General features: G+C 42.7%; 8 protein-coding genes and 1 pseudogene. All 9 read right to left on the reverse strand.

Going from position 1 to position 16,456, the window contains the following annotated elements; all coding sequences use genetic code 11:
* Window positions 1-71 precede the first annotated feature (71 nt).
* A pseudogene (locus BN2684_RS09905) lies at window positions 72-446 on the reverse strand (sigma-70 family RNA polymerase sigma factor); the annotation flags it as partial.
* 39 nt (window positions 447-485) lie between these two features.
* Window positions 486-1,070: a zeta toxin family protein gene (locus BN2684_RS09910; RefSeq protein WP_058302010.1), complete on the reverse strand. Its 585-nt coding sequence runs from the start codon at window positions 1,068-1,070 to the stop codon at window positions 486-488.
* 329 nt (window positions 1,071-1,399) lie between these two features.
* On the reverse strand, window positions 1,400-3,826 hold the full coding sequence (locus tag BN2684_RS09920) for a TOTE conflict system archaeo-eukaryotic primase domain-containing protein (RefSeq protein ID WP_058302012.1): 2,427 nt from the start codon (window positions 3,824-3,826) through the stop codon (window positions 1,400-1,402).
* 46 nt (window positions 3,827-3,872) lie between these two features.
* On the reverse strand, window positions 3,873-5,378 hold the full coding sequence (locus tag BN2684_RS09925) for a recombinase family protein (RefSeq protein WP_058302013.1): 1,506 nt from the start codon (window positions 5,376-5,378) through the stop codon (window positions 3,873-3,875).
* 368 nt (window positions 5,379-5,746) lie between these two features.
* Window positions 5,747-8,221, reverse strand: coding sequence for a pPIWI_RE module domain-containing protein (locus BN2684_RS09930; protein ID WP_058302014.1), 2,475 nt, complete (start codon window positions 8,219-8,221; stop codon window positions 5,747-5,749).
* Window positions 8,187-11,300, reverse strand: coding sequence for a pPIWI_RE_Z domain-containing protein (locus BN2684_RS09935; RefSeq protein WP_058302015.1), 3,114 nt, complete (start codon window positions 11,298-11,300; stop codon window positions 8,187-8,189). Before BN2684_RS09935 ends, BN2684_RS09930 begins: the two co-directional genes overlap by 35 nt.
* Window positions 11,297-12,364 carry a restriction endonuclease-related protein gene (locus tag BN2684_RS09940; protein WP_058302016.1) on the reverse strand — a complete coding sequence of 356 codons (1,068 nt, stop codon included), beginning with the start codon at window positions 12,362-12,364 and terminating at the stop codon, window positions 11,297-11,299. Before BN2684_RS09940 ends, BN2684_RS09935 begins: the two co-directional genes overlap by 4 nt.
* Before the next feature lie 343 nt (window positions 12,365-12,707).
* Complete coding sequence (locus BN2684_RS09945; RefSeq protein WP_058302017.1) at window positions 12,708-14,210, reverse strand: DUF2357 domain-containing protein; 1,503 nt, start codon at window positions 14,208-14,210, stop codon at window positions 12,708-12,710.
* Window positions 14,185-16,446 (reverse strand): McrB family protein, encoded by a 2,262-nt coding sequence (locus tag BN2684_RS09950; RefSeq protein ID WP_058302018.1) that lies wholly within the window; start codon window positions 16,444-16,446, stop codon window positions 14,185-14,187. Before BN2684_RS09950 ends, BN2684_RS09945 begins: the two co-directional genes overlap by 26 nt.
* Between the last annotated feature and the right edge of the window lie 10 nt (window positions 16,447-16,456).

Consider the following 16,456-nt stretch of genomic DNA (forward strand, 5'->3'; position numbering starts at 1 on the left):
ATCACAAAACGGACACCTATCGCTAGGTGTCCTCTTGTCGTTTTTCCACTTACATTCTGCTATTCGACCCGCTACCGCTTCTGCTTGTAAAACTCATGATACAGCTTCATGAGCGCACGCTTCTCGATCCGTGACACATAGCTGCGGCTGATGCCCAGCTCCTTGGCGATCTCCCGCTGTGTCCGCTCCTCCCCGCCCGTATCGAGACCGAAGCGTCCGCGAATCACCTCTTGTTCGCGCGGGTCGAGAATATCCAGATGCGCATAGATTTTCGACTTCTCGATCTTGAGTTGTACCTTCTCGGCCACATCATCCGATTCACTTCCCAGGATATCGATCAGGGTAATTTCGTTGCCTTCCTTGTCCGTCCCGATGGGGTCATGAAGCGAGACATCCTTGCGCGTTTTTTTCAGGGATCGGAGGTGCATGAGGATTTCGGTTCTAATGTCTATAGTGTTGCATGTCTATACGTCCATGAATTAGATCTATTCTAGGTGCTTCTCAACTTTCCTTACCCACTCAGGCAGCTCAGCAGATCGATAAATAACGCGTTTTTGGTCGGCTTCCATTACGATCTTACCATCTGACTCACTATTGTCGACCAGAACCAAATGATCGATAAGATCAAGATGAGCAAGTAAATTCTCTATGGAGGTATGATGCCGCCTTATGATATCCTCAGATGGAATATGATGACCGCCATTTTTCACCCGGGCGGCAACCCTTTCGATATTCAATCGATAGTCACCTAATCCAACATAGAACATGACAACCTCAAAGCCTTTATTCTTCGCTTCACGCATTTGGCGAATAACGTTACCGCCTGCCAAAGTCGTCTCGATTGAAAAATCACGTTTGTTACGAATACAATCTCTTACTATCTTAATTGCTTCTTTTCCGGCACTTACTTTGTAACGCTCGGGTTGTTCAGCATCAATCGCGCGAGCGAGTGCATCTGCATCAATATTTATACTAACACCAATACGATCCACAATCAGATTGCGAATTGTACTTTTGCCACTGCCGTTATTACCAGCGAACACAAACATGGTTGCTAGTGGGCTATTCATTGTAGAGCTCCAAATCCTCGATACGTTCTATTTTCCCATCGCTATATTCCCTAACCATATAACCTTCACTTGTTTTGTACACAATGTATGTGCCGTTAGCTTTTGCATCCAATTTCGCTCGATCGCCTGTTAGTTTAATGAACTTATTTAAGTCCTGTATCCGGTTCACACGTATCACCGCCTGAGTCATTGTGTTATTCAGGAATTAGCCTCAACCATCTATTCCTAAAATTATAACATAAGGACCTTTACACAAACAGCTAAGCTCATGATCTACCACTTGATGCCGACATTGCGGCGTCAATCACTTCAGTAACCATAGAGCATAATTATAAGTTCATTCCGTGATATCCCATTGCAGCATAACCCTTGACACGTTTCTTGTACATGGCCATAAGCATCGGTACCTGCAAGTCTACATAATCATAAATCTGCACATCAAGTTTATTGTGATGGGTTCGATGAAGACGTCCAGCATATTGCTGAAGCGTCCCCTTCCAAGAGATGGGATGGACCAGGAATAACGTATCCAGCCGCGCATCGTCAAAACCCTCTCCGATCAGCTTTCCGGTAGCAATAAATACTCGTTCTTCGGAATCGGATATGGAAGCGATTTGCCCCCTTAAGGCTTCCCGTTGCTTTTTCCCCATACCACCACGCAGGACAACCACATTCTTTGCAAAATGCTTCAGGCGATTTTCAAAGTATTCCACATGAGCGGTACGTTCCGTCAAAAGGATTGGTGATCGCCCTTGATCCAACGCCTTAAGCAAGTCATCAAAAATCATGTTATTTCGTTCTTCATCTTCGACCAATAGCTTATAGATCTCTTGAATGCCCGGTGAAAATAGGGCTTGAGGTGTACGGAAACTGGTATAGCGAGGAATCACTTTTTGCTCCAACCCCCGAGATTGAGCCTGCGACTTCGCATCTATTGACACGCGAATCGGACCGCATTGCATGAGAACGATCGGTTGATGTCCATCCTTCCTGGATGGGGTTGCAGTTAGACCCAGAACATATTTGGCCTTAGCTTTTTTCAACACCTGCTCAAAGCTAAAAGCCGAAACATGGTGACATTCATCTACAATGATTTGGCCGTATTCCTCTATATATTCCTTAATGGCGCCTTTATAGTTCAAGCTTTGTATAACCGCGATATCTACGATTCCAGTTCGTTTGTCCTTGCCTCCGCCGATGATGCCAATATTCTTCTTGTCCATTTTCAAAAAAGCACCCAGCCGTTCTCTCCACTGATCCATGAGCTCTCTTCGGTGGACGAGTACCAAGGTGTTTACTTTTCTGGAGGCAATAATAGAAGCTGCAACGACGGTCTTGCCAAACGCGGTTGTGGCCGATAAGATCCCCGTTTCATGAGTAAGCATAGATCTTGTAGCACCATCCTGCAGCATGGAAAGTGTCCCATTGAAGTTAACATCAATCGGACAACCAGGATTACGTTCGTCCGATACAACCAGTTCAATTTGATTCGTTTTCATTAAGTCCGACATTTTTCCATGACAACCTCTAGGTATCGCAAGATAGTTGTCGTAATCGTCAAAACAGCCGATAACCCGAGGCTTGCCGTAAGTCGGCAATCTCATGGCCTGTGTCTTATAGAAATCAGGATTTTGAAACATAGCCAAAGCTTGCAGCCTCTGAATGAATGGCGAAGGAAGCCCATTTTTTTCGATATAGATCATGTTGGAAAGAACTACTCGAACCCGTTCGGGGAGTTGTCCCATATCTAATGATGGATTGTGCATTCCACCATCTAACCAAGGTCGCTCGCTATTTTCATCTTCTGTTTCATTCCATACGTTTGTGCCAAGTGGGGACTCCCCTTTCGTCAACTCTAAGACTAGTCTTTGAGCTTCACCCAAGCTAATTTTCCCAAGACCCGACAAGAAGCTCCACTGGTCGTGATACGGTTGAAACCGTTCATCGATAAAGACGCTGTTGCCTTCTATGCGAGGTCCCCCCTGCAGAGGCAAAGCAATCAAATTCCCAAAACCACCTTTAGGCAGCGTGTCTTGGTTTGGAAATAATCGATCGTAGGAGTCTAAAGAGAGCTGATAATGGCGCTCCCTTGTTTTGGTTAATAAGGCACTTCCTAATTTTCTGGCGAGACTCGCTTCTACCGGCTGATCAAAGAACAACCAGACATGCCCCCCGTTTCCCGAACGTGAGCGTTCAAGAGCTGAAGGAATATGATGTGCCTTACAAGTATCCATTACAGCAAAAGCATCTTGCTTCCAATTGTGTTTGTCAAAGTCCATGGCAAGAAACCAGCAGGTTTCATCTTTTAGCATGGGATAAACACCTACGGTACGGTTTATCTTTGCATTCAGATGGCGGGCATAAATATCATCCGATACCATTTCGAAAGCTTGATAAGAACAATTAGAGCATTTAATCCGGGGCTTATTACAAACAGGTGACCGATCATTCTTACAAACAGGTGAATATCCCGATTTCCCCGTTTTGCTTGTCCATCTAACGGGATATACATCCTCCCTCCCTCGAAAAAGAGAACGGAATAAAGCGATTTTGTCCTCTGGTCTCGATTGGAGGTGGACCTGGCCCACGGGAGGCTGTTCGTGATCAATAGTAATTTCATTAGTGGGTGTACTCTCTTTGAAATCATCAAGCTCCAAATATTTAGACAACTGATGTCTTAAATGTTGGTTTTCTAATCGAAGCGATTCAATTTCTTTCAAAGCCTGAGCAAGCCGCTGCTCCAAATTCCGATCCATACATCCTCCCAGGCCACACTTGGTTTGTTCCTGAATCAATCCGGTATTAAAACGTAAAAATCTCAACCGAATCCTCATACACCCGTATTTCCCGTACAACCTGCCGGATTAAATCTCGCTTCTCTTCAAACGCCAGCTCGTTTTGCCCTTTTGACAGATAATACTGAACGGCTTCCATCAGGACGTTAATGTTGTACTCATTGTTCTGCGTAGAATTCAACATATCAGACAACTCGGCTAGTTGGTTGATCAGAGCTTCCTCTTTCTGAGTTAACTCCTTCAATTCCTGCCGAATTTCCTCTTCCCCAATAAAGTCTTCACTGGCTGCAAACAATTTGATTAGTTTTTTTCGGGCGTTTTTAGTTTTTTCGATTTCCTTTTCGATCCTGGCTATTTCTCCAGTTTCAAAAGGCTCTTTTGTCTTCTCCTGTTGCAACGCCGCGGCAATTTCGTCAGGATTATTTAACCAACTTGCGACTTGCTCCCATACTTGATCTTCGATCATCTGGGCTTTGATTCTTCTACCGCAGCCTTTAAGTTTTGCACCTGCAGTATTTTTAATATCTGTATACTCAGGAACCTTTTTGCCCCAATTATTTGATAATCGCCCGGTCATTGTATTGCCGCAGTCTCCGCATCTAAGCAAGCCACTTAATAAATATGGATGCTTACTCTTCTGTGCCCATCTTCGACGTGATTCTGAAAGCAGTCTCTGGGCGTGTTCAAACTGGGCCTCTTCGATAATGGGGGGGCAAGGTATCAGGATCCAATCACTCTTTGGCCTCTCCCGCATTGGAACCTTTTCCTCATCTTTTCTATGCTTGTTGCCAAGCATCCCTTCGGTATTCCAACGATTCTGATAAAACTCGCCAATATAGGCTCGATTCATTATGATTTGTCTAACGACTTGACGATGCCATACTGGAGCTCCTCGTTTGGTAGGTACACCTTTGCTAGTTAAATATAGTGCGATACCATTTAACCCTTGAACCATTGTGTTCGGCTGAGTAAATAAATCAAAAATCAATCTTACGATTGCGGCTTCGTCTTCATTGACAAGGAATTGCTCCGACTCTTTGTCATAACTATATCCGTAGACTTGAAAATCTCTCAACACTTTACCTTGTCGCGCTTTTTCTCGTCTGCCGCGGCTCATTCGTTCGTTAATTTTGGATTTTTCAAATTCGGCTATCGCCCCACGCATAGAATAGAACAGGTTTCCTTCCGGGGTTTTGGAATACTCTCCATTAACGAATACCAGTTCTATTCCTCTTCTATCGAATTCATCCGTTATGATTAATTGGTTCATTAATTTCCGCGATAAACGGTCGGGATCCAGACATATGATTTTGCTTATGATCCCTTCTCTAACATCTTCCCGTAATTTGGTTAAGGCTGGTCTATCTAGAAACTCTCCAGATATCCCATCGTCCACATATTCTTTAACTTTATTCGTCTCCGCTTTCATCCGACACTGACGAATCTGATCGTTCAGGCTGAATCCATGTTTTGCTTGTTCTTCTGTGCTCACCCTGGCGTAAATAGCGATCATGTTTCTCCCTCCTGAACTTCTCTAGGAGATAATCATAACAGGCCATGCGTATTTTGTCATTAGAGTCACCCACAATCAATTTCACATGCACCCGGCATCCCTCCTAATGGAGAATATGCGGATACGGCTTGGACACTTGATAAAAATAAACGCGACCATAAACATGTAACATGTCTATGATCGCTTAAGTTAATAGGTGGATAATCCCTAAAAGTGTCAGCACTCACGTCAATGACTGTGATAATCGGCAAGCACGAGATCCAAATAATCTTTAGGTATAGAACTACTGGTCTGCTTTGCTTCTATTTCTTTGATCAAATAATACCCGACGAATTCTTCACCATCTCTTAAGTTTTTGATTAATGAAGTCATGATGTCACCTCTACATAATCTTCCTCCGAGTCCATCTCCACTTCCTCTTCAAACTCAGCATCGTAATCATAATCGTCTTCATTACCGGTTATATATTTCGATAATGAGCTCAGTACACGCATCGTGTACGGAAAAATGGTGTGCTTATCATAAGTCAACCCTAATCGTCTTAGATGATCCGCTAGAAGAGCAAGTTCATCCGACTCGTTTTCATTCTCTGCTCCTAAGGGAATGTATTCCACAGCCCGTTGTTGGAGCAATAATTTGGAAGGCGATGAAAACTTGATTGCATCGTTAGCGATTCCTTTCCATGCATTCGGTCTTCCGCCCACACCGTAATAAATACCTGCAGGGTCCTTAAAAACTCCTAATGCTTTAGTAAACCTGTTCATCTCATCATCAATAATGATTCGATATTGAGGAATGTCATCCGTCGCGTTAATGCGGATGAACCTTAATCGTGTCTCATTGGCCAAACGCTCATTAAGATAAGGAACACGATCGCATTGTATTTTTGAATTACCGATAGCCCCCAACCAACCGTGTCTTAATGTAGCGTTGATAAGCACAATGACTTGCCCCGAACTTCGTTCTAGTTCACTGTGAATCTCAGCTGTGATAAATGCTTTAAACACTTCGCTGCTTTTATTTTCTCTTCGAGGATTATCAAGAAATTTAGATTCATCCATTTTCAGTGCCGCTTCAGACAAAGTCATCCACCTATCATTACCTAATAGCTTAACACTGAGATCCGTGCCGTCTAATCTTGAAATGGCAGGCAGATATTTTTTTCCAGCTTTTATGACAGATATAGATAACAACGTTCCAGACGCATTGATCTTATTGACGTTATCACTAAATAGACCATAATCGTTGAAAAGGTCTACTACAGCATTCAGAATGCGGGATAAATCTCCTTTCTCATCACCTGTTAGTGGGTGAATAAATTGCGATAGTCGCCCTGTCATCTTCAATCCTTCCCGAATAGCTTTCTTAGGGTCGGCCCCCTCTCTCCACTTACTCTTCTCTTCAATTTCTACAAGAGCTAATACCGAGTGGTTAGGTTGTTCAACTTTGGAAAGTTGCTTCACAATTTGATTAATACGCTTTTCTTGAGCAATCGAGTTATCCTTATATCTATCAATCTCTAATTCCGATGTTATGATGTCTGGATTACAATGGACAAGTTCAACAATGAACTCTTTATCCGAATTTAATCTGAAGACGGAGTCAGAAATCTCATCAAGAATAGTTACGTTATCAATTGACTTTTGCGCTGTAGATAGTTCTTTTATTACTGCTTCAAACATCTCGGTAGAACTATAAATCTCGATAGTTATTCGCTCTTCCTTAGGAACAACGATTGGAAAGCGATTGTCATTCATACCTCTAAGAGAAATATCAGGAATAAGTTGAAGTTCTCTTGCACCATAATTCGTTAAGAACCCTTTGGCCAAGTTATACAAACCGCTTTTCTCTGGAAGGCCGATTCCCGCTTTCACACTATTTCCAGTAAATAGATTGTTGTTCACGACATAAGCCGTGATTTCTCCATCCCCATCGGAATAGACCTTGGGATTCACAAGCAACGAATCTGCCTCGAAAGACTCCCCATTCAGCACATCCCAATACAATTCGTCTAATGCGCTCTCCCATGATGTATATGAAGAGTTGCGAGGACGTCTTTCAAATTTCAATTGGGAAAATGAACGATCTAAGCTCGTAACATATGGATTTTGAACAGATACCAAAACCGAACAGTAATGCCCAGACCTCATGTAGCACTTGCCTTCTTTGATTTGTACATCGCTCAAATACCTTCTTGTCCCCAAGGAAACCGTTAGTATGGCTCGATCAGCATCTCCCCCACGAGTCTTCAATGCAAATCGAATGACATAAGAAAATGGATCATGACGATGAGATTTTCGAATCGGATTAGAAATGCATTCGTGTTTATCATTAAAGATAACATGATAGAATTTCAGCTCTTCACGTAGCTCATTACCTAAATCAAGAAACTTTGATTCCTGGCAGAACTTGACTGCTGCCATGCCGGGAACCCACTGGTAGTTATCAACGAATTCGTGAACATCACCAAACGTAGAAGAAGCCCAAACAAGCTCCGAATCTCTTACGTCTTGCGGTAAATCAGGAATCGAATAATCCTTTAAATGTGCTAGCCATCCAAGCGTCAAATGTTTTATATACGATGAATGAATAGGTTTTGTGGAAACTAGCCAAGGCTGATCATCGAGCAACACCTTGTTGTTTGAACATACGCTTACGATTTCAGGAAAAATACTTTTAAGCTTCTTTCCTAGAGGTTCTACTTTAAATGCAAGCTTAAAGCGATCTGTACGCTCTCTATTAAAGAAGTTTCTCCAGCTCTCCGGCATTTTCATATAATAGATAGTTTCGTTATAAAACAGCGTTTCATCAATCTCCAGTGCAAACAGTTCCATCTTCTTCATCGCAATATCCCTCCAGAATGATATTATTTATTCCGTCGATAAATGGTCCGTACAAACTCAAAAACAAAGGATCCCTTTTGTGCTTCTGCATAATCGCTGCCCAACTATCCAACATGGACATCCCTTCTGGTTTACCAGCAGGCTTTGCATTGAACTTTGAATCGCAGAAAAATACTCTGGCATTTTTACCGCCGCGCAGCAATCGTCCAATCATTTGCCAAATTGGGATAAACGTATACCACGCCATAACTTCTCTTTCAGAATCATCTAGAATAGACCAGTAATCAGGCTTTTTATACATCGCTTCGAACTTACCGCTGCTAATTTGGCGTAATTTGGAAACGGCTTTCTCGTAATGAATTCCTTGTCCTGTTATCCGTTGCAAATATCGAGGCAAGTAGGAGTGGAGCGCTTGAACCAAGTAATTCATGTCATTCGGAATAGGATAAGGACGAACGAGGAAAAAGACCGATCCAAATAACGACTCTCCATTTTGATCCAATATATTGTAACCTCTACCTACAGAGAGAAGCGGTACAATCAATACTTCAGCCCTTTCTTTGCGAAACGACTCAATCATTGTTCTAGGGAATTGATCTGGTTCATGACTCCTTTCCCTTGAAAGAACTTTATAACGTCCTTGCCAACTCTGATCACTACGAAACGCCCTGGCGACTGTGGCAACATCATCATACGAATTTACCACTAAGAGTGCCCTTCGCGGATTTCCTCTACTACTCCAAAATTTCAATTCATAAAGAATATCAGATTTAAGTTGTTGAACCATCTCATATAAATTGCTGTTTCTAACCTCTTCATCGCCTATCCCTGAGACTTCAAGAAATTTATCATGGCGAGCGTCAAGAATGGGTTTGAATGTTATTTGAACTTCCGGAGATGTTCGATCTGCTTTGAGCAACCATTTGGATCCCGTGTTCAAATGATAATGCGCGGATTCGGGTGCATGGCTTGTGCCTGAAAGAAAGATAACTGCCGGCCCTTGTTTCTGATCAGAATCTTCATATACACAATGCCAGTCATGCAACAATAATCTGCCTACCCCTGTATATTCGACTAATTTAAATGTCCCTGTTTTTTCCCCATCCTTCAAATCGTATTTATATCCGATCATCGTGCCCGTCATGGCCTCTTTCATGAACGCTTGATAATCTTTCTGCATAGTGAATAACGGAGTAAAATCTGCTGTCATTCCTAGCTTGGCTTGAATCATAGTAAAGGAAGTCAGAATGAACTTGATACATTCTTCCGCTCGGCATAAATAAATATAAAACTCCAATTGCGCATAAAATAAATCTTTGTTTACTCGCGGCCGAATTGTTCCTTTAAGCAGCTTCTCTGTAATTTGAGTCAGCAGCTTTTGCTTTTCATCGTGATTTTCCTTTTCAACTAACTCATCAACAATGCTAGATAACATGGAGTCTTGATAAGGCTCATTTGCATAATCCAATAAATGTCTGCGAATCTTCTTTTGCGATTCCTCGTCGAAGGAAATCTTCTCGCTTAATGAATCGGCCAGCGCCGCCACTCTAATCAGATTACGACTGATATTCTTACGCAATGTTAGAGAACGATCTAACTTTTCATAAATTCTCCAAATCATTTGATCTAATTGGCGAAGTTTATCTTTCCACTCCGTCACAACGGGATCACCTGCTAAATGATATCGTCCATTTGTTAACTGATGAGATTCATTAGACAACCGTTCAAAGATATCCTCTACACTTCCAAAAACATTATATTCCGATAAGAACGTCTCATCGAATTGCTTTTGGACTTCATCCGCTTCGTCCACGTATACGACATCCATTAGATCGTACATCGCTTCATAGATCGTCCTCTCTAACGGATCAATCATCGCTGGAATTCTTGTTTTGAGTACACTTGCAGACGTAGCCACCCAAACATCTGCTTCTGCAAGTCGGGAGAAATCACGGTAAACTCCACATTGATCCGCTAATGGACATTTCACAGACTTATTTTCTTGTTTTAGCTGAGTACACGGATAACTACTATTTCGTTCGTAATCTTCAGACAACGCTTTAATAACACATAAGTCCGACAAATGCTTTAGATCTTGAAATTCGTTGTTCCTCCAATCGCTAAGCTCGATGATCTCACTTGCATTTGCAAATAAATAATTTTCCTGGTGGATCTTTCTTGATGACTTACCAATGATCGGAACAGCACGAATGCCTAACTCGCGAAGAATTTTGATGCGCTCTATCACTTGGGAAACGCTGCCTTCAATAAAGCCGACTCTGGCACCTTCCTGCTTCACGAGACGATACGTCTCCATGAGCATGAAAGTAGATTTCCCTGCTCCCAATGCACCGCCTATATGCTGGTTTCCTTTGTAAACAAACTCTATATCCCAATCTATTGACTCGAGTACAACTGCAGTTGCTCTTTTCGCCCAAGATGAAGATTTTCCGGCTATTTCATCCATTTCTTTGCCCAACGAAAGCCCATTGAACGGCAACTCTAGACTAAGTATCTTCTTCTCACGATAAGAAGGTAATAAACGCTTTTCTTTTACTGCTAAAGCTTCAGGGATGCTGCCATGAAAGCTTTGAATAAATCCTCCTCTTACGATTCTGGAGTATTCGAATTTCCCCTGAGTTGCAAAAGGAGTTGTATTGATTTGTCTGGGAATCGGTTTTTTAAGTATCTGTTCGTAATTGATTATTCTATTAGTCAAAAATCGTGGAACCAGTTGGTTAAGCTTTCCCTTTTCATCGATATCAAACAAACGAAATTTCATATCAATAGCTCGATAGGCTTCAATCCGTCTAGCCAGTATTTTCTTACTCCTTAACTCAGGGAATAAAATCCTAAGTCTGACTACGATATCCTTATGTTCGATGTACTTTAAAACCGGCTCATCATAACCAACCAATAACGACCAACCTTGATCAATATGAAGCATCGAGTCAATTAAACGACACCCCGTCATAAATAGCTCCAGGCTTATTATTGTTGATATGTCGGCTTTGGGCAGTTCTAGTGAGAAAAACTCTTTGTTTATTTCTTCAGTTAAATCCCAATAGGTTTTCCTCACCAGAGCACCTCCTTCAACGTTTTTTCCAATTCATTCTCCATAATGATTTTTATAAGTTTCCGCGTGTCTTCTTTTAAAAGTGTTGATGCTCTCATACCGTAAGATGGATATAGATCATTTCGGTATTTGGGAATAACAACGTACACCTGTTGACCATACTTCTCCAAATATGATAATGGTTTTTGATTAAAGAAATTCGCCAGCATTCTTGGATCTTTGAAATCTTTTACATCCAAAAACATCTTACTTTCACTGTTATTATGTGAAATTGCAAGATCATACTCATCAATATGAGGATATAATTCTACTCCGTACCCTTTCTGTTTTAACCATTCCGCAATTTTCATTTCTGAAATCCCAGGTAACAGCACATACCTCTGTATACCGGGAAGCTGCCGGAATACTCGTTCATCTTTAAAGAAGAACAAATCAAATTTCTCGAAATCAGCTAACGAGTGACAGATATTTTCTTTGTTGCATCGCCATCGATCATACTTGTACGTTAATGTCCATCCACAATGCGTGCATTTACGATAATTATCCATCTGAAGAGTTACCTCTTCATAACATTGACGCACTAACGCGCTTAATTCGCGGTCACGAATGGACTCAGCAAATTGCGCGAGTTGAAGCGCAGACAATACTGCATTCTGAGGCCTGGACAAAAATGTGCGTATTTGAGTATATTCTGCTTGCAAATTCCGGTTTTCATCTCTGCAGAATTGCAAAATAGCCAGCATATTCTTCTGCTGCGCTTCATCAGGGGATATATAAGTATTAATGAAATCTTCTGCATCAGGGGATATCCCAATAAACTCTTCAATTAGTGAGGATTCGCCAGGATAATATTCAGTAAGCCCTTCAATCCCCCATTCAGAAGATGGTTTATGCAAAATATGAAGAAGCCGATACAAATCCGTAGGAATCTCAGCCCCTGACCTTCCGGCTTCCTGTATAAACATAAGCATGCCCCTGTGAAGCTCCTCTGGGACATGATCATAGTTTTTTGTCCATTGTTGTAATCCGGTGATAAGGTAATAAAGCATATCTTGTAGTCTATTCAATGGAACACGCTCCTAGAGAGTACTTAACCATAATTATGACACGACCATTTGACCTCTACTTGTCACCGAATGTTTGTTCCTATAAACAAAAACGAACCTCAAAATAATTGAAGTCCGCCATGGTGTAGTTTCTTTAATAATATCCCACGTTTAATACCACGCTTGAAATGATGAAGAACCTCGTGAGGATACATGTTTAATGCACTCATGAGTACGGTGCAGAAGCCTACATCTGATTTCGATGTGCATAGGCGGCAAATTCGATCGCTTTTTCAATGATTGAATGACAGCTCGATCCATGTTTATCTGCGACATCGGTCATTCTAACTGACTCCTCTCCGCTTCAAATCATTGCCTCGATGGATTCTCTCATGATCTCCGTTAGCCTAAGCGCTAGTTCCTTATTCCATTCACCTGGCTTTAATGTATAAACCCCCATGCGATACTTCTTCATATAGTCGTCTCCAAACAGAATCGAATTTTCCTTGCCGTCTGCAGGCGTAATAATATAAACCTCTTCCACCGCCCTGCTGCCATCCGTTGATCGCACGATTCCGTCCCGATACTTATGCATTTCTCCTAGCGCCATCGGTAGATTACGATCTACGCGATATTTTGGATCAAAAATATACAGCTTCCCTTCAGCCTCGAGCACGATATCCGGAATCATGTCATGCGTATACGTGATGAAATCGCGCGTTGACGGTTTAAACCTTCGTTGGTAAGCAAGAGTGGCGCCGCCAACCAGCTTAATCCGGCTCTCCTTTTTCTCGGACAAATTCAAGACCAGACCATCCTGCTCTAGGGTAAAGAGATCGGAAGAATCGAGCAATGAGCCGTTTTCCCGTAGTATCTTGACCAGTTGCATGAAGACCCATATTTCATAAAGATGATACGTGTCTTTCAAGGGTATCGAGCTTTGAAAACCGATAGAGTACTCATAAAATTGATAGAGCTGCTGAAACCAAGAAAACCAGTTCCGATAGATCGGATGTTTGCGAAACACTAGGGATACGACGACCGGGCCGGCGTGAGGCTGTAGCTGCTGCAGAAAAGAAGAGCGAAGCCACCCGTTCACACGATCAAGATAATAACCGGCTTTGGACCGTATCGCATCCAAAGTTACGGCTTGGTACTCGCGAAGAAGGTGCTGCAGCTCGCGCAGTTGCCGAAGAAACACTCGGTTCTCATATACGCTGTACGTGTCCTCGCGCACACCAGACCAGACGAGCTCGGGAACGGGAAGCTCTCGACTCATTCCGTTGCCTGGATGTCGTTCCGACCAAGCAAGAAACGCCGGCGTCACATGCTTCACGTTTTCTCTGCGAATCCATTGATCGGTCGTGGTCAGCCTGCGAAGCGGTCTGGCTTGAATGTCTCGAAACCATTGCTGCAGTCGATAAAAGGAACGATCGATGTAATCCCACTGCGCCAAAGAGGTTTTTCGAGCGAAACCTTTGCTATCGAACTTCAGATAAGCCCCGCAATGCTGAAAACAAGCCGCCGCTTCCGTAAGAATATCCGCTATCATTTGCGCGTAGTCTACTTCGGTTATTTTTCGCTTGTCGGGAAACAAGTGCGTCTCATGGGTTATTCGTTCAGCTTGTTCGATTGTGAAAGTCAGCAAGCCGGACTGGAAAGGCGCCGTCCATTCACCTTCCCAGCCTGTGTCCGTTCGCACCATCGGGATCGGCATGCCAAGCGCAAAAAATTGAAAAGGCTCTTGGTACGACGTTCTCCAGCGATATATTCGCGCTTCCTCAAATCGCATTTGATCAATCGGAGTCCATATCCCCGTATCCGAGCAGTAGAATTCGGGATTATCTCCAGAACTGGGTAGCGCCATACCGATCCAGTTCTCCTTTCATGCGCAGCAAGTGATAGAGCGATTCCGATCCGTCGCCGAATAACGCGGCTGTCCAATCGATCAAGTTGGTGAGCAACGCATCAATTCGCTCATCCCCGCGAATCTTGGGCAGCACTTTCTCGGCAATCACGCGATCGACCGCTTCCTTCTTCTCCATGCGAATATCCGAATCTAGTTCCGCATTGGCGTACAGCTTGCGGAGCATCTCATTCATCGTGCGGTAGCCGAAATGAAGCTCATACCGGCTAAGCTTTACATGAAGTGCCTGAAGCATTTTCCATTCTTCCTGCAAGGCGACCTTATACTTAGACTCCGCCGCGTTCCAGAACTGCTCCAGATCGACATCAGACAACGTCATCACGAAGGCTCTGTCCAATACCTTATCCGAGATGCTGTACGTCGTCTCGTCGACGTTGATCGTGCCAATCACATAGAGATTATGAGGGATTTGCAGTTCTTGCGGTACATCCGTAATATGGCTCTCCGTATGTAGACGTATTGGCTGCCTCGATTCGATCGCGCTTAAATAGTCGCTTAAGTAATATTCGACACGTGCCAGGTTCATTTCATCGAGCACGATGAACATCGGCTTTCCTTCCTGGATCGCTTGCAGCACGGCGTTCAGGAATGGTGTCCGCACATACCTTTTCTCCAGAGCGCTGTAATAACCGAACAGGGAGGTCGAATCCGTCCAATCCGGTCGAACTGGAATTACTCTCAAATACGGATTGAGCGCATCATGCGCTTTGCCATATACGGCATTGGCATAGAGCAAACATAGACGCGTCTTGCCTGTTCCGGAAATGCCGTTCAGGATGACAAAATGCTTGTCTTCCAGGCTCGTCAAGTTCAAATGGAAATCTCGCATGACTGCATCTGGGTATGTGAATGGACTCTCGCGTACATTGGACAAGATGGCGGCCAAGTTAAAATCATGTTGGAATATATCCTCAATTTCAGTTTCTTCCCCACCAATGCCATCATGATCTGGAAGCAACAACTGATCTGGATGTTCTTTCGGAAGAGTGATCATTCCAGTACAATCTGCGAAAATTGCCGCAGCCATGATCAAACGGCTTTTTACTTTTGCGATCGGCTCAATAAACTGCAGTTTTTCATTATCCCAAGTACCTACAATAAATGAAGTCCCATCAAATTGAATACCATGGTTCAATAATTCTTCAAGCGATTTAGATTGATAGTCTTTGTTCATACTTTTTGATTGATCTTTACCATGAAATTTAAAGCTTTTCGTTATCGTCCACTGTACAAGACCATTCCCATGCAAATTACGAATATTGTGAAAAATATGCCCGTATCCATTGACATATATGCCGATTACTTCATTCGGTTCCCGTGTATAGTTTTCCAGCATTCCGTCCGTTACCAGTTGACCTTTATCATATATACCGTATTTTTGCCTAAACTTGTTGGACTTTATTTGACTTACTGGATCAAACTTAACGATATATTCTTTGCCGTAGAGTGATATCGCGATATCCTCTTGATGTAAATTGAACTGTTCCAATATTGTTAAGGAGAGTGCATGGCTAGCAGCCTCATGACTAATAAATTGGCGAATTGGTTCAAGCTGATTCCAAGTATCCCATATCACATCAATTAGCTCATTGGTTTGTGGAATCTCATCAAAATCGATTAATGTCCCAAAATATATCCAAGGTCTTCGCTTTTCATTTGAGCATTGTTGAATATATGGAATTAAGTCCGCTTTGTTAATCAGCACTTCTTCTTTATCGCTAGCATAAATGCACACATGATCGGAAAGTGAATCAAGGATCTTCCTAAATTCGTCTACATTACGCTGTGTTCGTACTGCCTCCCAGAAAGGATAAAAATTGCTGGATAGAATAATTTTCAACTTTCGATCCGACCCATTTAAAGAGAGCATTAAAGCAGAGTACTCAGATTGAAAGTGGCTTTTATCCATTAATTCTACAAAGGCTTTTTTACCAATATCTGAATTCTGTTTGCTTTCTGCATACTTAGGATTCCGAGCATCATGCATCGTCGTCCGAAGTGTAACTTCATAGGTATGGACATGGTAATCGAGCAGTTCCATGGCGACACTAGCATATTTGTTTTTAAATTCGTCCATGAGTTGACGAAGTACCGGCTGAACTTCATCAAGTACGCGTTGGCATCTCAGTGATGTTTCAGGAATCGATAAGGCTTCTTCAATTTGGGTAATGTTCATGTTAGCCTCC

It is taken from the genome of Gorillibacterium timonense (genome assembly GCF_001457415.1).
GTDB lineage: Bacteria > Bacillota > Bacilli > Paenibacillales > NBRC-103111 > Gorillibacterium > Gorillibacterium timonense.